This window comes from Acinetobacter sp. YH16051 (genome assembly GCF_013417135.1).
Taxonomy (GTDB): Bacteria; Pseudomonadota; Gammaproteobacteria; order Pseudomonadales; family Moraxellaceae; genus Acinetobacter; species Acinetobacter towneri.
Window position 1 is genome coordinate 13,974 of sequence record NZ_VPEN01000011.1, and the last position, 21,361, is coordinate 35,334.

The 21,361-nt window shown below is 43.3% G+C and carries 26 protein-coding genes; 7 read left to right on the forward strand and 19 right to left on the reverse strand.

The window, feature by feature from the left end; all coding sequences use genetic code 11:
* Positions 1–82 precede the first annotated feature (82 nt).
* The 3 genes from FTV41_RS10035 to ubiG form a co-directional block, all read right to left on the reverse strand.
* Positions 83–829, reverse strand: coding sequence for a YciK family oxidoreductase (locus tag FTV41_RS10035; RefSeq protein WP_179996509.1), 747 nt, complete (start codon positions 827–829; stop codon positions 83–85).
* Between the two features lie 69 nt (positions 830–898).
* Positions 899–1,600: an HAD family hydrolase gene (locus FTV41_RS10040; RefSeq protein WP_004974060.1), complete on the reverse strand. Its 702-nt coding sequence runs from the start codon at positions 1,598–1,600 to the stop codon at positions 899–901.
* Positions 1,597–2,313, reverse strand: coding sequence for a bifunctional 2-polyprenyl-6-hydroxyphenol methylase/3-demethylubiquinol 3-O-methyltransferase UbiG (gene ubiG / locus FTV41_RS10045; RefSeq protein ID WP_004974063.1), 717 nt, complete (start codon positions 2,311–2,313; stop codon positions 1,597–1,599). Before ubiG ends, FTV41_RS10040 begins: the two co-directional genes overlap by 4 nt.
* A gap of 181 nt (positions 2,314–2,494) precedes the next feature.
* Between ubiG and FTV41_RS10050 the strand changes: the two genes are divergently transcribed.
* On the forward strand, positions 2,495–3,115 hold the full coding sequence (locus FTV41_RS10050) for a thiol:disulfide interchange protein DsbA/DsbL (RefSeq protein ID WP_179996510.1): 621 nt from the start codon (positions 2,495–2,497) through the stop codon (positions 3,113–3,115).
* Between the two features lie 114 nt (positions 3,116–3,229).
* On the opposite strand, the gene FTV41_RS10055 is transcribed toward FTV41_RS10050, so the two are convergent.
* Positions 3,230–3,886, reverse strand: a complete 657-nt coding sequence (locus FTV41_RS10055) for a TetR family transcriptional regulator (RefSeq protein ID WP_179996511.1) — start codon at positions 3,884–3,886, stop codon at positions 3,230–3,232.
* 204 nt (positions 3,887–4,090) lie between these two features.
* On the opposite strand from FTV41_RS10055, the gene rph reads away from it, so the two are divergent.
* Both rph and FTV41_RS10065 read left to right on the forward strand, forming a co-directional pair.
* Positions 4,091–4,807: a ribonuclease PH gene (gene rph, locus FTV41_RS10060; RefSeq protein ID WP_004974074.1), complete on the forward strand. Its 717-nt coding sequence runs from the start codon at positions 4,091–4,093 to the stop codon at positions 4,805–4,807.
* Between the two features lie 177 nt (positions 4,808–4,984).
* Positions 4,985–5,200, forward strand: a complete 216-nt coding sequence (locus FTV41_RS10065; RefSeq protein WP_035310860.1) for a hypothetical protein — start codon at positions 4,985–4,987, stop codon at positions 5,198–5,200.
* A gap of 106 nt (positions 5,201–5,306) precedes the next feature.
* Here the strand turns inward: FTV41_RS10065 and nadC are convergent, their stop codons facing one another.
* Positions 5,307–6,152, reverse strand: coding sequence for a carboxylating nicotinate-nucleotide diphosphorylase (nadC, locus tag FTV41_RS10070; RefSeq protein WP_004974082.1), 846 nt, complete (start codon positions 6,150–6,152; stop codon positions 5,307–5,309).
* Between the two features lie 177 nt (positions 6,153–6,329).
* Between nadC and ampD the strand changes: the two genes are divergently transcribed.
* Both ampD and murJ read left to right on the forward strand, forming a co-directional pair.
* Positions 6,330–6,929 carry a 1,6-anhydro-N-acetylmuramyl-L-alanine amidase AmpD gene (gene ampD / locus FTV41_RS10075; RefSeq protein ID WP_004974083.1) on the forward strand — a complete coding sequence of 200 codons (600 nt, stop codon included), beginning with the start codon at positions 6,330–6,332 and terminating at the stop codon, positions 6,927–6,929.
* Between the two features lie 50 nt (positions 6,930–6,979).
* The gene (gene murJ / locus FTV41_RS10080) at positions 6,980–8,530 is read left to right on the forward strand and encodes a murein biosynthesis integral membrane protein MurJ (RefSeq protein ID WP_171287394.1); all 1,551 of its coding nucleotides are present in this window, start codon (positions 6,980–6,982) and stop codon (positions 8,528–8,530) included.
* A gap of 77 nt (positions 8,531–8,607) precedes the next feature.
* Here murJ and FTV41_RS10085 read toward each other — a convergent pair whose 3' ends face one another.
* The 10 genes from FTV41_RS10085 to FTV41_RS10130 form a co-directional block, all read right to left on the reverse strand.
* Positions 8,608–9,297: an FKBP-type peptidyl-prolyl cis-trans isomerase gene (locus tag FTV41_RS10085; protein ID WP_004974089.1), complete on the reverse strand. Its 690-nt coding sequence runs from the start codon at positions 9,295–9,297 to the stop codon at positions 8,608–8,610.
* Between the two features lie 56 nt (positions 9,298–9,353).
* On the reverse strand, positions 9,354–10,058 hold the full coding sequence (locus FTV41_RS10090; protein WP_004974091.1) for an FKBP-type peptidyl-prolyl cis-trans isomerase: 705 nt from the start codon (positions 10,056–10,058) through the stop codon (positions 9,354–9,356).
* Positions 10,059–10,613: 555 nt separating this feature from the next.
* On the reverse strand, positions 10,614–11,636 hold the full coding sequence (locus FTV41_RS10095) for an NAD(P)-dependent alcohol dehydrogenase (protein WP_179996512.1): 1,023 nt from the start codon (positions 11,634–11,636) through the stop codon (positions 10,614–10,616).
* Positions 11,637–11,730: 94 nt separating this feature from the next.
* A complete protein-coding gene (locus tag FTV41_RS10100) occupies positions 11,731–12,294 on the reverse strand; it encodes a DNA-3-methyladenine glycosylase I (RefSeq protein ID WP_179996513.1) in 564 nt (187 codons plus the stop codon).
* Positions 12,295–12,346: 52 nt separating this feature from the next.
* Positions 12,347–12,592 (reverse strand): hypothetical protein, encoded by a 246-nt coding sequence (locus tag FTV41_RS10105; protein WP_104852758.1) that lies wholly within the window; start codon positions 12,590–12,592, stop codon positions 12,347–12,349.
* Positions 12,593–12,610: 18 nt separating this feature from the next.
* Positions 12,611–13,150, reverse strand: coding sequence for a M23 family metallopeptidase (locus FTV41_RS10110; protein WP_131261236.1), 540 nt, complete (start codon positions 13,148–13,150; stop codon positions 12,611–12,613).
* Positions 13,151–13,210: 60 nt separating this feature from the next.
* Positions 13,211–14,245 (reverse strand): A/G-specific adenine glycosylase, encoded by a 1,035-nt coding sequence (gene mutY / locus FTV41_RS10115; protein ID WP_131261235.1) that lies wholly within the window; start codon positions 14,243–14,245, stop codon positions 13,211–13,213.
* A gap of 136 nt (positions 14,246–14,381) precedes the next feature.
* Positions 14,382–14,744 (reverse strand): HIT family protein, encoded by a 363-nt coding sequence (locus tag FTV41_RS10120; RefSeq protein WP_070155794.1) that lies wholly within the window; start codon positions 14,742–14,744, stop codon positions 14,382–14,384.
* 69 nt (positions 14,745–14,813) lie between these two features.
* Positions 14,814–15,554, reverse strand: coding sequence for a dienelactone hydrolase family protein (locus tag FTV41_RS10125; RefSeq protein ID WP_179996514.1), 741 nt, complete (start codon positions 15,552–15,554; stop codon positions 14,814–14,816).
* 207 nt (positions 15,555–15,761) lie between these two features.
* Positions 15,762–15,920 carry a DUF1328 domain-containing protein gene (locus tag FTV41_RS10130; protein ID WP_179994334.1) on the reverse strand — a complete coding sequence of 53 codons (159 nt, stop codon included), beginning with the start codon at positions 15,918–15,920 and terminating at the stop codon, positions 15,762–15,764.
* Between the two features lie 191 nt (positions 15,921–16,111).
* On the opposite strand from FTV41_RS10130, the gene FTV41_RS10135 reads away from it, so the two are divergent.
* Both FTV41_RS10135 and FTV41_RS10140 read left to right on the forward strand, forming a co-directional pair.
* Positions 16,112–16,564: a YcgN family cysteine cluster protein gene (locus FTV41_RS10135; protein ID WP_026438343.1), complete on the forward strand. Its 453-nt coding sequence runs from the start codon at positions 16,112–16,114 to the stop codon at positions 16,562–16,564.
* A gap of 117 nt (positions 16,565–16,681) precedes the next feature.
* The gene (locus tag FTV41_RS10140; protein WP_004974112.1) at positions 16,682–17,950 is read left to right on the forward strand and encodes a replication-associated recombination protein A; all 1,269 of its coding nucleotides are present in this window, start codon (positions 16,682–16,684) and stop codon (positions 17,948–17,950) included.
* Positions 17,951–18,064: 114 nt separating this feature from the next.
* Here FTV41_RS10140 and FTV41_RS10145 read toward each other — a convergent pair whose 3' ends face one another.
* The 4 genes from FTV41_RS10145 to dapA form a co-directional block, all read right to left on the reverse strand.
* Positions 18,065–18,277 (reverse strand): cold-shock protein, encoded by a 213-nt coding sequence (locus FTV41_RS10145; protein WP_004974113.1) that lies wholly within the window; start codon positions 18,275–18,277, stop codon positions 18,065–18,067.
* A 359-nt stretch (positions 18,278–18,636) separates the two neighbouring features.
* Positions 18,637–19,356, reverse strand: a complete 720-nt coding sequence (purC, locus tag FTV41_RS10150; RefSeq protein ID WP_004974116.1) for a phosphoribosylaminoimidazolesuccinocarboxamide synthase — start codon at positions 19,354–19,356, stop codon at positions 18,637–18,639.
* A 36-nt stretch (positions 19,357–19,392) separates the two neighbouring features.
* Positions 19,393–19,992 (reverse strand): hypothetical protein, encoded by a 600-nt coding sequence (locus tag FTV41_RS10155; protein ID WP_026438344.1) that lies wholly within the window; start codon positions 19,990–19,992, stop codon positions 19,393–19,395.
* A gap of 14 nt (positions 19,993–20,006) precedes the next feature.
* Positions 20,007–20,906 (reverse strand): 4-hydroxy-tetrahydrodipicolinate synthase, encoded by a 900-nt coding sequence (gene dapA / locus FTV41_RS10160; protein ID WP_179996515.1) that lies wholly within the window; start codon positions 20,904–20,906, stop codon positions 20,007–20,009.
* Positions 20,907–21,361 lie beyond the last annotated feature (455 nt).

Consider the following 21,361-nt stretch of genomic DNA (forward strand, 5'->3'; position numbering starts at 1 on the left):
ATGTGCAAAAATTGGCAATATGCTAGGTTAAGTCCATAAAAAAGGAAGCAAGCGCTTCCTTTCTTCGGATCAAACGACAGAACTAATCCTGTGCATCAATACTTTGACCATTCAGGTGCAAGCTGTCATCGCCCATTAAATATAAATAGGCAGACATGATGGCATCGGGTGTAGGTAAAGTTTTTGGATCTTCATCAGGATAGGCTTTGGCACGCATGGCAGTGCGGGTTGCACCCGGGTTAATGCAGTTGTAGCGAATATTTGGATGCACCTGTTCTTTGGCAAATAACTGGCTCACCGCTTCAATTGCAATTTTAGACACCGAATAAGCACCCCAGCGTTCACGTGCTTCACGACCTACACCTGAACTGGCAAACACGACTGAAGCATGTTCCGATTTTGCCAAAAGTGGTAATAATTCCTGAGTGAGTACAAATGGCGCACGTAAATTCACTGCCATGACGTCATCCCAAACATCGGCAGGGTAATTTGCCAACTCAGTCCGTTCGCCTAAAATGCCTGCATTATGCAAAATACCATCCAAACGTCCGAATTGTTTGTCTAGGGTATCGACCAGTAATTCATAATCTCGTGGTGAAGCACTTGAAAGCTGCAGCGGCAAAATAGCAGGTTGTGGTGCGCCTAAACTTTCGATTTCATCATAAATCACTTCAAGTTTATTTAAGGTACGACCATGCAGCACTACGGTTGCTCCGTGTAGCGCATAACTGAGGGCAGCCGCTCGTCCAATACCATCACCCGCACCTGTGATCAGGATAATACGATCTTTGAGAAGATCGGGGCGAGGTTGATATTCTGAGTATTTCATGGGCATCCCTCCTGTTCATTTCTTATTGCTTATGGGTTGAGTTTCATGTCATCGCTTTACAGGACTGATTCAAGCATTGGCACTGCTGTTTTGCGTTGCAGCTTGCAGCACCAATTTGTCTAAAACCGTATGTAATTCAGTCACTGAATCCACTATACAATCTGCTTGCCATGCTGTTAAGTCATCTTTGTGTTGCAAGGGTAAATAACCGTATGCTGCCAAAATGGTATACATATTGGCGTTACGACCTGCATCGATATCACGTGGATGATCGCCCACATAAATACAATGTTCTGGGGCAATTTCAATCTGTTTGGCCGCCAAATACATAGGTTCTGGGTCTGGCTTGGTACGGCTAACATCTTCAGGGCAGACCAAAACTGCACAGCGTTCAGTTAAATTCAGTGCTTTGAGCAGTGCTTCGCTGAGCCAGCGCGGTTTATTGGTGACAATACCCCACGGAATTTGACGCTGTTCCAACGCATCAAGCAGTGGATACATGCCTTCAAACAGATCAGTTTCGACTGCAATATCTGCACCGTACAGGTCTAAAAAGCGTTGTCGATGGGCCAAAAATACAGGGTCATCTACCTCAAGTTCTGGATAGACCAATTTGACCATCGCCCGCGCACCTTCAGATACCTGTGTGCGAATGGCGTCTGCTGCCACAATCTCACAGCCTTTATCGCGGCACATATCTTGAATGATGCGAATAAAATCTGCAGCGGTATCAATTAAGGTGCCATCGAGGTCAAATAAAACCGCCTTCATTCTGTTGCCTCATTGACCGTGTAGACCATGTAGTTCACATCAACATTAGGTGCCAACCAATAGCGTTTAGTCAGTGGGTTGTAGTGTAAACCCGTCATATCTTTAAGTTTTAAACCCGCTTGGCGAATGTCGTGTGCCAATTCAGACGGTTTAATAAATTTATGATAATCGTGTGTGCCTTTGGCTAACATGCGCAGCACGTATTCTGCCCCAATAATGGCAAATAGGTATGATTTAGGGTTGCGGTTAATGGTCGAGAAAAATACATGACCGCCCGGCTTGACCAGTTTTTGGCAGGCTTGAATAATCGAGGCCGGATCAGGTACGTGCTCTAACATTTCCATGCAAGTCACCACATCGTATTGACCAGCTTGCTCATCTACCAATTGCTCAACAGGAATTTGGCGATATTCAATATTGTGTACGCCTTCTTGTTCTGCATGCAGGCGTGCCACGTTTAAAGGTGCTTCGCCCATATCAATTCCAAGCACATTGGCACCGCGACGAGCCATGCTTTCTGCCAAAATACCACCACCACAGCCGACGTCTAGCACTTTCTTGCCTGCCAAGCCGCCTGCGTGCTCATCAATCCAGTTTAAGCGCAGTGGATTAATCATGTGCAGGGGACGGAACTCGGAATGCTGATCCCACCATATGGCTGCAAATGCTTCAAATTTGGCAATTTCTTGTGGATCAACATTCAAATGCGACATGGGTGCCACCTCAATTGGGTCGTGATAATTGGAAAAATAGATATAAACCCTAGTGTAGCGTTAATTCTAAAAAAAGCGATAAAAGCTGTAAAAAAGTTCACAGAAGGAAAACGAAATCAGCATAATTGATTTATAGTGTTGCCATACACTAAACAGAATGATTTAGAGGATTATAAACGCAATGAAAAAATTCCTTTTAGGTAGTTTGGCAACAGCCATCTTTGCTATTTCTGGTAGCACTATGGCGGCAAATTTTGTAGCAGGTAAAGATTATAGCGTTGTCGCCAACCCGGGTAAGGTTGATGTACCGGGTAAAATTGAAGTGCGTGAGTTCTTTTGGTATGGCTGTGGTCACTGCTTTACTTTAGAACCATATATGCAAACATGGTTACGCCAGTTACCTAAAGATGTGAATTTTGTGCGTACTCCTGCAGCCATGAATCCTGTTTGGGAAATGAATGCACGTGGTTATTATGTGTCTGAAGCTTTGGGTGTGCGCAAGAAAACTCACTTGCCACTTTTCCATGCCATTCATGACAAAGGTCAGCAAATTTTTGACCAACAATCACAAGCTAAATTCTTTGTGAAATATGGTGTACCTGAAGCGAAATTTAACAGCATGTTTAACTCGTTTGCGATCACCTCTAAAATTTCACAAGCTAAACAATTGGCGCGTCAGTACCAATTGACAGGTGTACCTGCGGTGGTGGTGAATGGTAAATATATCGTTCAAGGCGATAACGGCAAAGTGATTCAAGTAGTGAACTACTTGGTTAATCAAGAGCGTAAAGCTAAGAAATAAGCAGATGCAATAACAAGATGATGCAAGGCTGAATCAGCAGCGCATCGCTAAAAACTGCAATGATTGCAACGTCATTGCGGTTTTTTTAATGCAGGTTAAAAGTGTTTTGTATGTTTAATCTGCGACAGGCTGCGGACGTTGCCAGTGGCAAATGCCACGAAATAATAAATGTACTTGAGTAATGGTTTGTTGAATAAAACGCTGCTGGTGTTCAGGTAATTTTTCGGCTTCAAATTGGCGTTCTAAACCAATCCAGCTCATTGCCCAATTTAACGATAAATTAATTAAAATATTGGCCAGAATGTGAAAATCTTCAGCATGCTGAAAATGTTGTACGCTTTCGACCCGTTGTAAATCATTAGCTAAATCTTCAATTAAAAAATCAATTTCACGGGCGATGGCTTGCCGTAAAATGGTCGAACCGCCCCAGCGTTCGGCAATTAAAAAAATCCATTGTTGTGGATGTTGATCGACAGATTTAAAAAATAGGGTCAATGCCTTTTCGGTCTGTGCATCGGGTTGGTATAAATAAGCTTGTCCCAACTGATACAAAATACCTTTAATGTGCAAGGCAACTTGATCGACCAAATCTAGCCCCAACTCATCCATATCTTGAAAATGCCGATAAAATGCGGTGGGCACCAGTCCAATCTGTCGTGAAATTTCTCTTAAGCTAATGCTGCTAAATGCACGTCCTGCGCTGCTGAGTTGCAGCACTGCCTCCATAATTGCCTGACGACTTTGTTGTTTTCGTTCTTCCCGAATCGACATTGTATTTCCTGATTCTGCCAGTGCCGCGCAGTCTAACAAAAACCTGTGTTTCACGATAATACTAAAAGATGAATGAAGCCACTTTGTAAAAATACAGGCAAAATTTACCGAAACAGCACACGTCAAGCTTTGGAAAAGCGACCTGCGCTGTGGCATCTGTTATACTTGCGGGCAATTTATTTGAGCCAAAAATAAGGACACATTATGCGTATTGACCAACGAGCTTTAGATCAATTACGTGAGGTAAAAATTACCCGTAACTATACTCGCTATGCTGAAGGTTCAGTGTTGGTAGAGTTTGGTCATACCAAAGTTTTGTGTACCGCAAGTATTGATAACTCTGTACCGCGCTTTTTAAAAGGGCAGGGACAAGGTTGGGTAACTGCAGAATATGGCATGTTGCCACGTTCAACTCATACCCGTAGTGACCGTGAAGCGGCGCGTGGTAAACAAAGCGGACGTACACAGGAAATTCAGCGCTTAATTGGTCGTAGCTTGCGTGCCATGGTCGATTTGAAGAAACTGGGTGAAAACACCATTACCATTGACTGCGATGTGATTCAGGCCGATGGCGGTACCCGTACTGCAGCCATTACAGGTGCAGCAGTGGCATTGATTGATGCTATGAATGTGTTGCTGGAAAAGAAAAAAATTAAGCATGACCCATTAAAGGGTTTGGTGGCTGCAATTTCTGTGGGCATGTACCAAGACCAAGTGTTATTGGATTTGTGCTATGAAGAAGATTCAAATTGCCAAACTGATTTAAACGTGGTGATGACACAAGCAGGTGAATTTATTGAAATTCAGGGTACTGCTGAAGATAAGCCGTTTAATCGTGTGCAATGTAATGCCATGTTGGAAATGGCAGAAAAAGGTATTCAGGAATTGGTAAAAAAACAGCAGCAAGCTTTAGGTTGGTAAGCTAAGCTTTTTGATGTTTTTCTGCTGTTTAAGAGCGCATCTTCGGATGCGTTTTTTTATGGATGAGATTTAGATTGCGATAGGAAGCGTGAAGCAAAAAGCTACAATATTGCAGGATGCGTTCTTTTAAGATGGAAAACTGTATGCAAAGAGCCTGAATGAAAAGAGGAGGAAAGCATGAAACTATTGATTATTTTAATGTCTGCCATGATGTTGTTTTTAACTGCATGTGATTCACGTACTGAGCGTGAAAATGAAGACAATCGTAGTGTACTCGGTCAAGCTTCTGACAACGACAACGACAACGACAACGACAACGACAACGACAACGACAACGACAACGACAACGACAACGACAACGACAACGACAACGACAACAAGGACGATGATTAAATTCAAAATTGAGGCATAAAAAAAGGAGGCTCATTTGCCTCCTTAAAATCAATTTTTGGAAAAAATTAAGGGTGCAGATTGCACCCTTAATTTTAAAAGTAATCGTTTACGCATTAAAACGCATTGATAAATCCACAGCTTTGACATCTTTGGTTAAAACACCCATCGAAATATAATCTACGCCTGTACTAGCCACTTCACGTAAATTTTCAATGGTGATGTTGCCCGACGCTTCAAGTTTGCAACGACCTGCCACATGCTTGACCGCATCAATCATTTGTTGCTGGCTAAAGTTATCCAACATCACAATATCAGCTTTGGCTTCAAGGGCTTGATTTAGTTCATCCCAAGTTTCCACTTCAACTTCTACAGGTTTGCCCGGAGCAATGGCATGTGCTTTGGCAATTGCCTGAGTAATGCCGCCTGCTGCCATAATGTGATTTTCTTTAATCAAAAAGGCATCAAATAAGCCTAAACGATGGTTTTGTCCACCACCGACCGTGACAGCATATTTTTGTGCAATGCGTAAACCCGGTAAGGTTTTACGGGTATCTAGCAGTTTGGTATTTAAGCCTTCAAGTTGTTGCACATAGGCTGCGGTTTTAGTCGCAACAGCAGACAGGGTTTGCACAAAATTCAGCGCAGGGCGTTCTACCGTTAACAGGCTGCGTGCAGAACCTGCCAATTTCAAAAAGGCTTCATTGGCAGCAACGTGGTCGCCATCATTTTTTAACCACGTGACTTGCACATTGGCATCGTATGCTTGAATCAGGGCATTTACCCACGGTTGACCTGCCAAAATCATGTCTTCACGGCTAATAATGGTGGCAGTGGCCTGCTCATCTTCAGGGGTCAATAATGCGGTAATATCACCATCGCCAATATCTTCTTGCAAGGCTTGCTGAATATTGATTTGGATGGATTGTTCAAGCAAAGCTGGAGAGATGCTCATAAGATTTTCCGTGTCGATCTTGCCCATGAAAATTGCGCGTTATATTAACACTGTTCTGCGTCAGGATGTGTTTTTTAGCCACGTTCGGGTGTAATTTAAGATGTTCATTGTCACGCGTTGGCATTAAACTGAAATTTCTGTTCTATTTTTCTATTCTAATGGTTTGGGGATTGCCTTATGCAGCATGTGCCGTCGTTTCAGGTGGTTGAGGGTCAATTACAAGGGGCAAGACAAGTCCCATCTCCGAATTTCAACGCCCGTCCGACAGACCAAGAGATTCAATTGCTGGTCATTCACAATATTAGTTTGCCGCCGTCACAATTTGGTGGTGGTTATATTGAGCAATTTTTTCAGAACCAAATGGATTGGTCGCAGCATCCTTACTTTCAGACCATTCAGGGCCTGCAGGTTTCGGCACATTTGTTGATTTTAAGAACAGGCGAGGTGCTGCAATTTGTTAATTTTGCAGATCGGGCGTGGCATGCGGGGCGTTCTAGTTATTTGGCACAGCCTGAATGTAATGACTATTCAATTGGGATTGAATTAGAGGGCAGTGATGACTTGCCTTTTGAAACAGCGCAATATCAGAGTTTGGTGCAGGTGGTACACAGTTTGCAGCAGGCCTATCCGAGTATTCAACAGCATATTGCAGGACATTCCGATATTGCACCGGGACGTAAAACTGATCCAGGGCCGTATTTTGACTGGCAGTATTTTCGTGAACAGTTATCTCAACTTAAAGCTTCGACATCACAGGAAAAATTGATCAATCAATAACAAAACTTTGTTGATGCTTTGATTACAATAGCGACTAAATTTTTAATTGGGTGGTAACGATGGCGCTTTGGCGATCGACCTTTATTGTCAGTGCAATGACCATGCTGTCACGGGTGCTAGGATTAGTCCGTGATGTGGTATTGCTGAATGTGTTTGGTGCAGGTAAAGATTTCGATACCTTTGTGGTGGCGTTTCGTATCCCCAACTTTTTCAGGCGACTGTTTGCCGAAGGGGCGTTTTCGCAGGCATTTATTCCTGTATTGACCGAATATAAAACCAGCCGCACTCATGCCGAAGTACAAATTTTAATTAGTCGGGTTTTTGGCTGTTTAATGACGGTAATGACAGGGCTAACCTTTACCGCCATGGTGGCTGCGCCTGCGGTGATGTATATCTACGCACCGGGTTTCCATAGCGACCCTGAAAAGTTTGCGCTAGCCACCGATATGTTCCGCCTGACCATTCCTTATTTGTTGTTTATGTCGCTGACGGCATTTGCCAGCAGTATTTTGAACAGCTATGGCTCATTTACCACGCCTGCCTTTGCGCCTGTATTGCTGAATGTGGCGATGATTGCAGGTGCATTATGGCTCACACCGTACATGGCAGAGCCGATTATGGCACTGGGTTGGGCGGTGATTATCGCGGGTGCTTTACAACTTGCGATTCAAATTCCAGAACTATGGCGTAAAAAGCTGCTGATTCCCCCTAAAGTTGATTTCAAGCATGAAGGGGTGGATCGGATTATGAAGCTGATGCTGCCTGCTTTATTTGGGGTATCGGTCACGCAAATTAACCTGCTACTCAACACCATTTGGGCATCTTTTATGCAGGATGGTTCGGTGTCGTGGTTGTATAGTGCGGAACGTATGACAGAGCTACCTTTGGGCTTAATTGGTGTAGCGATTGGGACGGTCATTTTACCGTCACTGTCTGCGCGTCATGCAGAACAAAATATGGATAAATTCCGCGGCATGATGGACTGGGCTGCACGGGTGATTATTTTGGTAGGTGTCCCTGCCAGTATTGCACTGTTTATGTTATCAACGCCTATTATCCAAGCCTTGTTTGAGCGTGGTCAGTTTAGTTTTAAAGATACGCAAATGACCGCTTTGGCCTTGCAATGTATGAGTGCAGGGGTGATTTCATTCATGCTGATTAAAGTCTTTGCACCGGGTTTTTATGCACAGCAAGACACCAAAACACCAGTACGTGTGGGTTTAATGGCTGTGGCTGCCAATGCGATTTTAAACGTGGTGTTTATTGGCTTCTTTAAACTGATTGACTGGCAAGCTGAACACATGGCATTGGCACTGGCATCATCAGGTTCGGCTTTGGTGAATGCAGGCATGTTGTATTTCTATTTGCATCAACGCAAGATTTTCCGTTTTGGTGCGCACTGGAAAAAACTCATGGTGCAGTTTGCAGTGGCAAATGCCGTGATGATTGCTGCGTTGTGGTATGCCTTAACTTGGTATAACGGTGATGTATCACAATGGATGCGTGTGGCAGAAGTCACTGCGCTGTGTGTGGTGGGCGTAGTGGCCTATGGGGTTGGATTGTTGGCAACGGGTTTTAGACCACGTCATTTAAAACCTTAATGAAGCGAAGTTGATCTGAAAAAATACCGCAATTTAAATTGCGGTATTTTTTTGTTTAAAGATGATGCGGCTTTGGATTATTTTACAATTTCTAAAAGTTCCACATCAAAAATAAGCGTGCTGTTTGGCTCAATTGCATCGCCTGAGCCAATTTGACCGTAGGCTAGAGCAGCAGGAATAAAGAAGCGATATTTGGCACCAACTTTCATGAGTTGTAAGCCTTCAGTCCAACCTTGAATGACTTGGCTGACCTGAAATTCTGCAGCTTGATCGCGGGCGATAGAACTGTCAAATACCGTACCATCAATTAAACGACCTTCATAATGGACTTTAACGGTAGAGGTGGCTTTGGGTGATTTGCCCGTACCTGCCTGTAAGACTTGATATTGCAAGCCAGACTTGGTGACTTTGACCCCTGCCTTTTTGGCATTATTGTTTAAAAAGGCTTGCCCAATTTTAGCATTGCTATCGGCTACTTTTTTAAGCTCAATCAGTTGTTTGGCTTCGGCTTGCTTTTTGAATTGAGTCAGCACTCGTGCCATTTCTTCATCGCTTAAACTGGCGGCTTGGTCTTGTGTTGCCATTTTTAAGCCAGCAATGAAGGCTTCGAGATCAATATCTTTTAAGGTTTCCGCATTGCTGCGCCCCATTAAATAACCAAAGCTATAACCGACCTGATCTGCAACAGGACTTTTATTGGTCACGGTTTTGGCAAAACTGCCACTGCTGAGCAGTGCGATACACACAAGGGCAAGGTGTTTTTTCATTCTTTTCGTCCTAAGACCATACAGGAGAGCCAAGCTCTCCTGAAAGGGTGATGTTGTTATTTCACTTCAATCAGTTCAACATCAAAAATTAAGGTGCTGTTGGCAGGAATCATGCCTGGTACACCTTGTTCGCCGTAGCCCAGTTTCGATGGAATATACAGCGTAGCTTTACCGCCTTCCTTCATGAGCTGTAAACCTTCAGTCCAGCCCGGAATGACTTGATTCAGTGGGAATTCAATTGGCTCACCACGTTGTACCGAGCTGTCAAATACTTTGCCATCGACCAGTTTACCCGTGTAGTGCACTTTGACCACAGAGCTTGCCGTTGGCTGTTTGCCTGTGCCTTCTTTAATCACTTGATATTGCAAGCCAGAAGCTGTGGTTTGTACGCCTGCTTTTTTGCCATTTTCAGTTAAGAATGAATCACTGGCTGTTTGCGCAGCTTGCGCTTGAGTGGCTTGTTTTTGTTGCAACTCTTGCTGGAATTGCTCATAGGCTTTTTGTAATTCTTCTTCGGTGTAGGCAGGTTGTTTACGCGCATGACCTTCACGCACACCTGTTACAAAGCTGTTGATGTCTAGCTCTGGTGGGGTTTGATGTGCCACTTCATAACCCAAAGCGTAGCTGATTTTTTCAACCGCAGAAGCATTTGCCGACGCTTTAGAGGTCGCCACTGCTGGGTTTTGAGAGGCATAATAAACAGGAACAAGTGCAGCACCGCCTAAAATTACAGCAACAGCGATGGGTAAGGCTTTACTCATAGGTTTTCTCAAATTCATTTTATAGTTAAAAAAGCAGCATTCATCTTAGCAGACTTTTTCACAGACTTTTCTAGTTTGGCACGTGGCTTTGCAGCCTGTGTCGATTCAACTTTTTAATATATGCTGCTTACGCAGTTTATTCTATAACAGACTGAATATCTAAAACATTTTTTATACATAAATCTTATCAATTCAGGACTAGATGTGGGTCATTTAAGAAAAGTCAGATTGCGTTTGGGCTGTAGGTAAATTTTTATTGTAATCGCATAAATGATCAAGACAGCGTCCTGATGGGTTGTTGTCCAATAATAGGATTAACCTTCGGTTCGACCCACTTTTGTTTCGGCAAAAGTGGGCAAAACCATTGTCATCCACAAAACCTGTTTAATTCTTGTATCTCATTCATTATTTCGCAGAAACAATAATGGTCTAATGCTACGCAGGTTGTGGATGACACTTCCGAGTATCTTCATGTTATCTAGGTTTTTAGATAAGCGGTTTTACCTAAATAAAGATAGACATAAATATATTTGACTATCCTGATTTAACTTAAAATCAGTCAAAGTCGGCCTTTAACACCACCCGATAGCGAGCCTTGCCTTGATGCAAATGTTCAATGGCCTGATTGATCTGTGACATTGGAAAAACTTCGACTTGCGGGGCAATCTGTTTGCGTGCTGCAAATTGAAGTAATTGACGCAGAGCTTTGGGTGAACCTGTTGAAGACCCCGTCACTGATTTTGCACCACCAATCAAGCTGCCTGCCTTAATAGGCATGGGTTCCAGCGCTAAACCTAGCATGTGAATAGTGCCATGCGGTGCCAGCGTGCTTAAATAGGCATTCCAGTCCAAGCTCACATTTACCGTACTTAAAATCAAGTCAAATTTGCCACGTTGGGTTTTAAGCGCAGCGGCATCACGGCTGTTCACCACATGGTCTGCACCCATAGCCAGTAATTCTGCGGTTTTGTCTGGATTGGAACTGAACGCCGTAATTTCACAGCCCCATGCTTTTAATAATTTGATGGCGATATGCCCCAAGCCACCAATACCAATCACCGCAACATGATGTACTGCCTGAATTTGATGTTTCAAGATCGGATCAAATACGGTAATTCCACCACAGAGCAAAGGCCCTGCACTGACAGGATCGACCTCATCGGGTAATGGAATTACCCATTGCCAACCTGCACGGACTTTATCGGCAAAACCACCTGCATGTCCCACAATGGTTGCGGTAGTGCCATTGCTGCACAGCACTTGTTCGCCTGCAATACAGGCATCGCAGTGTTGGCAACTGTCTGCAGTCCAGCCAATGCCTACACGTTGCCCCACGGTTAAGCCTTTGGCCTCACTGCCTAATTGGGTAATCGTGCCAATAATTTCATGTCCTGCCACCACAGGATATACCGAGGAATGCCAGTCATTTTGAATGACTGAAAGATCGGAATGGCATAAGCCACAATATTCGACTTTGACTTCTACCTGATGCGCCTGCAATTCACCCGCATCAAATTGATAGGCTTGCAGGGCTTCACCTGCCTGCATTGCGGCATAGGCTCGAATGGTATTACTCATATTGCACCGTCCTTGTCATAAGGCTGACTGTATTGATTGGTGATCTTGCTATTATGGGTTGAGCAGTTTTGAATACTAAAGCTTGGATGTTGCTTTAAGATGTTGTTTTAAAGTGACAGTGATTTTCATGATCATCGACCATGCCTACAGCTTGCATAAAAGCATAGCAGGTGGTCGGGCCTACAAATTTAAAACCATTTTTCTTTAGGGCTTTCGACATGGCAACACTAGCGTCGGTTTGTGCAGGCGCAAGACGATAGTCAGGTACATCATTCCTAATAGGTTGCTGTGCAACAAAACCCCAAAGCCATGTCACGACGTTTATATCGGCGTCTTTTAGTTTTTGCCATGCACGTGCGTTGTCACGAATTGCTTGTAATTTGCCTCGATGGCGAATTAATCCAGCATCTTGTAATTTGAGCGTAAGATCATCATCACTAAATGCGGCAATTTCAGCAATGCTGTATTGGAAAAAATGTTGACGATACGCCTCACGTTTTTTTAATACAGTAATCCAAGACAAGCCTGCTTGCTGTCCTTCCAAACACAGCATTTCAAATAAATGTGCTTCGGCAAATACAGCTTGTCCCCACTCTAAATCATGATAGGAAATATAGAGCGGATCATCGGAACACCAACCACAGCGTTGTATCGTCATGGGTCATGCTCCTTGTTGAATAGATAGCTGAATAGATGTGAATGGGACGGACTTAAAGCTGAAATGCTGCCCATTGGTCATGTTGGTTATCCCAATAATATAGTTCTGCCTGTTGCAGATCGTGAAAGGAAATCCAGTTGTCTTTACCGACTTTATCTGAATAACCTGTGCTGATGAGCAGGGCATCTTCAGTAATTTCCATGACCCAGCCTTGATGGACTTGTCCTGCCAATACAATTTTTTGTTGATTGCCAGATTCTGCAAATTCCACCAATCGATTTATCAAGGCTTCAGACATGAAATGTTCCTAACAAAATTAACGTAAATAAGGATAAGGATTGACCGCACCGCGTCCTTTACCATTTAAATAAAGTCCGTAATGCAAATGTGCGGCAGTGTGTCGGGCGTTGCCTGTATTGCCGACATAGCCAATATGCGTTCCTGCCTTGACATAATCGCCCACGTTTAAACCGCGTTTATGTCCATCCAAGTGTGCATAGTAATGCCAAGTGCCTGCAGGCCCTAATATCCAAATTACTTTACCACCTAAGCGATTATCGCGTAAGTCTGCAATTAAACCTTCTGTAGCGCTATACACTTTGCTGCCTTTGGCGGCAAGAATATCAATGCCTTCATGCAAACGTCCGCTACTACGAGATGCACCCCAAGTGTCATTCAACTGATGCGCTTTAATGCCCTGCACAGGAATGGGCAAGCGAGTTTTTAAACTCATTTGATTGAGTTTTTGCACCAAGGCAGGCGGGAGTGGGGTACTAGGACGTTTCGGTGCAGAACTACAGGCCGCAATCAATAAGGTAAAGAGTGACAGGCTTAAAACAGCAATCCATCGAAACATAAGACATCCTTGTAATGGCAGTGAAAGCAAAGATTTCATTCATCACGATGCTTGACTATGTCACAGATTGATTGCCGAGATCAATTTTTTCATGGCCGTCGGAATGCCCAAATCGCTGGCTTGTTGCGGACTATACCAATCTGCATTCAGTTCTATTGCCAAGTGTTCTTGTAGATCAGCATCGACCTGAAAACACAGTGCTTCAAGCTGCCAAGTGAAATGGGTAAAGCTATGTGAAATCTGTGCGCGTTGCTGTACCTGTTTAAGGCTCAAGCTTTGACACAGTTGCTCAAAAGCCTGTGCATCTTCAATGACAGGCAAACACCATAGTCCACCCCAAAGTCCTGTATTGGGACGTTGTTGCCATAACCACTGATCTGCGCATTGCAGTACTAAGACCTGTGCAGATTTAACGGGTACGGCTTTTTTCGGTTTTTTAAAGGGCAATTCCTGCTCTAAACCTTGTTGATGTGCTTTGCAGTGTTGTTGCATTGGGCAATATAAGCACAGTGGTTTTTTGGGGGTACAAATGGTGGCGCCCAAATCCATAATAGCCTGCGTATAGTCGTGATTACGCACTTCGGGGCAGAGCTGTTCTGCCAGTTGCCACATGGCACGTTCATGTACAGGTTTGGATAAATCATCTTCAATAGCAAAAAAACGTGCTAAAACCCGTTTGACGTTGCCATCCATAATGACGCCGTATTGGCGTAAACCCAGCGACATCATGGCACCACCCGTAGAGCGACCAATGCCCGGCAAAGCCATCCACTGTTCGAGCGTACTTGGAAAATGTCCTTGCTGTGCCACAATGGCTGCGGCTTTATGCAAGTTGCGGGCGCGGGCGTAATAGCCTAAACCTGCCCAATACGGTGCAACTTCATCCCAAGTTGCACGTCCTAAATCTTGCACTGTCGGAAAGCGCTGCAAAAAACGCTCAAAATATTGCAATACGGTTTTGACCTGAGTTTGTTGCAGCATGATTTCAGACACCCACACCGCATAGGGATCATCGGCGACTTGCCACGGCAGGTCATGGCGTCCGTGTTGATCGAACCACGTGAGGAGAGCATCGGAAAATGAAAAAGCAGTCATGCGAACCCAGTTTGTAAAGTAGCGGCTTAGTATAGCCAAACTGGCGTGGGAATTACGTGCATAAAAAAAGAAGATGAGCGTGCATCTTCTTCTTTAGGTTTGGTTTCACTTGGTTTGGGATAAAACGAGTCGTGGTTTAAATTTGACCGCTCATACCCCAACGGTTATCCAATTTTAAGGTCTGACCTTCATAGCGTGGAATAATGTGGATGTGTAAATGCTCAGATTTAGCATCAAACACATCGCCATCATTAAAACCCACATGGAAACCTGCAGGTTGATGACGCAATTGCAACTCATTGCGCGCCAATTCTAATAAAGACAATAAACTTTTACGTTCTTTGTCTGTAATGTCAAAAAAAGAGCCGACGTGACGTAGCGGAATGATTACGCAATGTCCTTTAGACAGGGCATTGGGTTCAGGCAAAATTACCCCAAATTCATTTTTTGCCAAAACATCATAATCATCAAAATTGCAATAAGGGCATTGCTCAGTCATTGTTATATCCTCTTCTTTAAAATTTTCTTGGCTTGCGTTGAGTATATGCTGCGTAATGTGAACAGCAGATTAATCTGCTAAACGACGATCCAACACTTCATACATGGCAGCTAAACCTTGTTGCTCTGCCGATGCGTTGTAGCCTAAATCGACCCCATTGGCTTTGGCACGTTCATCGGCTTGAGGGTTACTAAAGCCGTGTTTGGCATCTTCAAAAATAATCACTTCATGCTCTACTTGAGCCGCGTGCATTTCTTCACGGAAACTTGCGACATCGTCTAAAGTCACCATGCTGTCCAACTCACCATGCAACACCAAAATCTCGGCTTGAAGCTGACCTTGTTGTGCAGGGGCTTTCGGGCTGAGGTTGGCGTGGAAGGTCACCACTGCTTTTAATGCTGCGCCAGAACGAGCCAAATCCAGTACGACTTTGCCGCCATAACAGAAACCAATTGCAGCGAGTTTATCGCGATTTACTTCAGGTTGGGCAGCTAAAGTGTCCAAAGCTGCAGACGCACGAGTCACAATTGTGTCAGCATCTGCAAAAGTTTGCATCATCCATTCATTGGCTTGGGCTGCGGTGGTGGTGACTTTTTTATCGCCATACATATCAATCGCTAAGGCTGCAAAACCATGTTCAGCCAATTCACGCGCGCGTTGTTCGGTGTATTCGTTACGTCCCCACCATTCAGGTGCGACAATCACCCCCGCGACAGCTTGTGCTGTTTCTGGTGCAGCAAAATAACCGATCAGTTTGCTGCCATCTGCAGCCGTATATTCAATTTCGCGAGTTTTGATTGCTAAAGCCATGCCTTATTCCTTATCGTTTTCAATGCCATGATTAAAGCATAATAATATGGCACGCATTTTTAAAAACAGGGGAAATACTGCCTATAAATGTGAGAAAATATTTTTAAAATAGCCAAATTGGCATTTGTTGCGTAAAAAGCGGACATAAAAAAAGAAGGAAAAATCCTTCTTTTTTATCTGATTTTTAGGAATTTATAGACGAGGTCACTAGATTTTTCCGCGAGAGAGGAAACCAACAACTGCCAAAATCACAGCAATCACCAATAAAATAATGGCAAAGTCTTTGGATAAACCTGCGACACCACCAAAACCAAGTAAACTCGCGATTAACGCAATCACTGCGAAGATTATAGCCCAACGAAACATAATTGTTCTCCATGTGTTTTTATAGCTTCTGAATTTAGTATAGGGAGCTGAACGCAGCACACTGTTTTGTTTTTGTGTATTAAATGTTCAGTTGTTTGAGTTAAGTGTTTGATTCATTTAAAGACTAAACAAAAGCAACAAGTTGAAACAAGGCTGTTATAATGACGCAGTTTTGTTATTTTCTGTGCGCTATGTCTGATCAATTACGACCTGAATTTTGGAAAAACTATCCGCTGAATGCCTTAAATACTGCGGAATGGGAAGCCTTGTGCGATGGTTGCGGTTTATGCTGTTTGGTCAAACTAGAAGATGAAGACACGCAAGAAGTGGCCTATACCAAAGTGGCGTGCAAGTTACTGGACTGTAACACAGCACGTTGTTCAGATTATGCCAATCGCTTTGACTTTGTGCCCGATTGCATTCAACTTTCCCCCGAAAAACTAGAAAAAATTCACTGGTTGCCGCCAAGTTGTGCCTATCGTCGTTTAAAACAGGGCAAAAATTTGCCATCTTGGCATTACTTAAATACGGGCTCACGCCAAAGTGTGATTAAAGCCAAAAAATCTGCGGCAGGGCGTTGTATTTCAGAACTGGATGTTGCAGAAGAAGATATAGAAGATTATGTGGTGCGTTGGGTGCGTTAATTCATACTGCAGAATAAACTTTGAATCGTGTTTTAGCGATAAATCGGTACGATTAGAAATACTCCAAAGCTTGAGATCATAGTAGACTAGGTTGAAGTCAAGTATAGAAATAACAAGATGTCAGAGAGTCATATTCCACTGCCTGAGCGTTTGCGTCCACGCGATTTATCGCAAATTATTGGTCAAGATCATCTTTTAGGTGAGCAAGCGCCGTTACGCCAAATGATTGATCAGGGGCATTTGCCTTCAATTATTTTCTGGGGGCCACCAGGGGTGGGGAAAACCACCATCGCTTTGCTGTTGGCGCAGGCGGTAGATCGTCCTTTTATCAGCCTTTCTGCCTTGAATACTGGGGTCAAAGAGCTGCGTGAAATTATTGCCGAAGGCGGCGATTTGCTCACACCAGTGGTGTTTATTGATGAAATTCATCGCTTTAATAAGTCGCAGCAAGATGCCTTATTAAATGCGGTGGAAAAGGGCAAAATCACCTTAATTGGTGCGACCACTGAAAATCCATCTTTTGAAGTCAATAGTGCGCTGCTTTCACGTTGTCAGGTCTATACCTTAAAGGCTTTAGATGCCGATTCGATTCAGACTTTGCTTACTCAAGCCATTCAGCAAGATCAATTCTTAAAAGACCGTTATATTCAGATTGAAGAATTTGATGCTCTGATTCAGTTTGCTGCAGGTGATGCACGCAAGGCTTTAAACCTACTGGACTTGGTGGCAAGCACCTTTGAACCCGAGGTGGAAAATATCATCACCAACGCGATTGTGGTCAAGGTTGCGCAACAAAACATTGCCCGTTATGACAAGTCAGGCGAGCAACATTATGATTTGGTATCGGCTTTTATTAAGTCAATTCGTGGCAGTGACCCCGATGCTGCATTGTATTGGATGGCGCGCATGCTCAAAGGCGGTGAAGACCCGAGCTTTATTGCGCGTCGCATGTTGATTGCTGCTTCGGAAGATATTGGCAATTCAAATCCGAATGCCTTGTTATTGGCAGGCGAGTGTTTCCGCTCGGTACAAGTGCTGGGTATGCCCGAAGCGCGGATTATTTTAGGACAATGTGCAGTATATTTGGCGACCAGTGCCAAAAGTAACAGTACTTATTTGGCAATTAATAAAGCCATGGATTTGGCTGAAAAAACCGCCAACTTACCTGTGCCACTGCATTTGCGTAATGCACCGACCAAACTGATGAAAGAACAAGGCTATGGCGTAGATTATTTGTATCCGCACAATTACCCAGAGCATTTTGTGCTACAGGACTATTTGCCGCCTGAACTGAAAGGCACAAAGTTGTATGAGTCGGCACGTAATAAACGTGAAGTGGAAGGTGAGCGTTTACAACAACGTCGTTGGCAGCAGACTCAATCCTAAGCGATTTGGTATAGCTGAAAAGATATTTGTAAAAGTATTGGCATAAAAAAAGCTCAAGAATCAACTTGAGCTTTTTTAGATTTGTTTGCAGCCTTGAGTGCTGCATTCAAAGGCTTAAAGCGGTTTGATGTTTACAGCATTCGGGCCTTTTTGACCTTGCGCAATGCTGAATTCAACTTGCTGACCTTCGTGTAAAGTCTTGAAGCCTGAGTGTGCGATTTCGCTGAAATGCGCAAACACATCTGGACCAGATTCTGGTTGAATAAAACCAAAACCTTTAGTTTCGTTAAACCACTTTACCGTGCCTTTCATTGTCGGATTTGACATAGGGAAATATCCTGCTGAATTTTAATATGTTGCAATCTAAAAAAGATTTGGAATAACTGGGAAAAAGATGCGACTTAAAATCTGAACAAACGAAGGATTACAAAATAAAACTACGGACTTAGACGATTAAAACGAACTTCATATTTTTCTAGTATGACAACAAGCATACACGGAATTGCAGAATACACAATTTAAATTCAGATAAATTTAAAAATAGGCAGACAGACTGGGCATTGTGGATGGGGCGATTTTTTCAAAGATTTGGTTTGTAAACCCTGTTTGGTCTACAGCAAAATACAAAAAACCGAGCAATGTTGCTCGGTTTTGGGAATTCAGCTTTTAAAATTGAAAAGCTTGAATTAGATATTGTCTAAGTCGATGCCTAAACGTGCAGCAACTTCTTCATAAGCTTCAACCACACCGCCTAAACCTTGACGGAAACGGTCTTTGTCGAGTTTCTTCTTGGTGTCTTTGTCCCATAAACGGCAACCGTCTGGAGAGAACTCATCACCCAACACAATACGGTCGTGGAATACACCAAACTCAAGTTTGAAGTCGACCAAAATCATGTTACCTGCATCAAACAATGCTTTTAATACATCGTTGACTTGGTAAGTTAATTCTTTCATTTTTGCCAATTGTTCAGCATTGGCCCAACCTAAAGCAATCGCTTGAGATTCGTTTACCATTGGGTCGCCAAGAGCGTCATCTTTAAAGAACAATTCAAATGTAGGTGGGGTCAGTTCTTTACCTTCTTCTACACCTAAACGACGGCAGAGTGAACCTGCAGCGTAGTTACGAATAACGCACTCTACAGGAATCATGTCTAACTTTTTCACCAATACTTCGTTTGGTGTAAGTAGTTTTTCAAAGTGAGTTTCGATACCCGCTTCAGCCAATTTTTCCATGATAAAGGCGTTAAAACGGTTGTTCACCTTACCTTTACGATCTAGTTGTTCGATTTTTTCGCCATTGAACGCAGAGGCATCATCACGAAAGACTAAAATCAGGTGGTCTGCACTGTCTGTGGTATAAACAGATTTTGCTTTACCAGTATAGAGCAAGGTTTGTTTTAACATGAGGGAACCTTTTTCAAAAAAAAATGCCTAGTACGGCTAGGCTGGCCAATTTTGGTAAATCTGGGCCAACAGATCTGCAGCTTTTTCTTGATCTGCAAAGCTGTTATCGGCATTGAATACAGCTAGGTTGTTGCTCGAACCGACAGAGGTCAATCTTAAGACATAAATCTGTTGATCGACCTTAATGGTTGCCTCGTAACGGTTCTTACTTTGACCAACAATGCTGTAATTCAGACTGCTGAGGGTGGCAAGTGTGTATTGCCAAATTGTAGCAGAATTTCCATCAATTTTGAGCAACGGATTTTGGTTTCCGTCAACTACGGGTTGAGGACGTCCAATTTGCGTACTGTCTTGAACTGTGTTGCTGCTGGCTTGCATGGCTTCAGGACGTGGCATCGCAAAACGGTTGCCACGTGCATTTTCAAGCTTAGGTGCATTTGCCGTTGCTAAAGGGTCAACGCTTGGTGCAGGATACAACGGTGTTGCAGGTCGAACCACAGAACCTTCTGGATATTGAAGTGGTGCTAAAGTAGCGGCGTCTTTATAGTCCAATGAACCATTATTGATGGCAAGAGAACTACAACCAGCCAAACTCAATACTGAAAGTGCGGCGATAAAACCAAAACGTAATTGCATCATACTAAGCTCTTTTATTGAATGACACCCGCAGCCTGAAGGGCTTCGCGTAACGGTGCACGATATTGTTCTGCAAGCGGAGTTAATGGCAGGCGAATTCCTGTACCAATTAATCCCATTTCATGAAGTGCCCATTTCACAGGAATTGGGTTCGATTCACAAAATAGAATATTGTGTAAATTTGCAATCGCACTGTTTTGTTGCTCTGCACCTGCAGCATCACCTGCGATTGCAGCCGCGCAAACTTGGCTCATGGCTTTTGGTGCAACATTGGCAGTTACAGAAATATTGCCTTTTGCACCGTGCAGCATCAATTGATATGCCGTAGCGTCATCGCCTGAATACACCACCATGTTTTTGCCTGTTAAGCCAGCCAATAATTGCTGACCACGTGGCACATCGCCCGTTGCATCTTTTACGCCCACAATATTTGGGATGTCTGCAAGACGGATGACCGTTTCATTTGACATATCTACACCAGTACGACCCGGTACATTATATAAAATGATAGGTAAATCAACTGCTTCTGCAATTGCTTTATAGTGCTGGTATAAACCTTCCTGAGTTGGCTTATTATAATAAGGCGTTACCAATAAGGCCGCACCTGCGCCCAATTGTTGTGCTTCTTTGGTCAGTTCGATGGCTTCATGCGTTGAGTTTGCACCAGTACCAGCAATGACAGGAATACGCTTATTTGCGACGCGAATAATTTCTGCGATCACTTTGGTGTGCTCTTCCATACTTAAGGTCGATGCTTCACCAGTTGTACCTACAGCAACAATACTGTTGGTACCTTGTTCTATGTGCCACTCAACGAGCTTCTCGAGACCTTTCCAATCTACGCTGCCATCTTCTAACATTGGGGTGACAATTGCGACAATTGAGCCTTGAATGGTCTGTGCTTGCTGAGTCATTTTTTAAAAAGATCCTATTTTTCCATCCACAGAGGTGTAGAAAAGGTAGATGTGGATGGTTGCAGTATTTTGATTTGGGTCAAAATTCAATCAAATTGATTAAATAATGCTTAGCCAAATTATGACTGATTCAGTGTGTCAGAACAATATGCTTTCGTCAAAGCAATCATAAACTTTGTTTAATTTAGTATTTTAGGATCAGCAGCTTGTTGTTCAAAATAAAAAAATAATAACCATCTCCTTTGTACCCAAATTTTCATTGGTATGGCGCAACCCTCATCAGCACTTTTTTAGCCTCAAGTTTGAAATACAACGCTGAATAGTGGATGTTTATACAAAAAAACGCTCAATTCAGACCTTATAGCTCTTATATCTGACTGTTTTAATCGGGATATTTTGATTGTTGATTCTTAAGAATAATAGCTTTTAAGTCTACCTATGTTGTCGCTGACTTC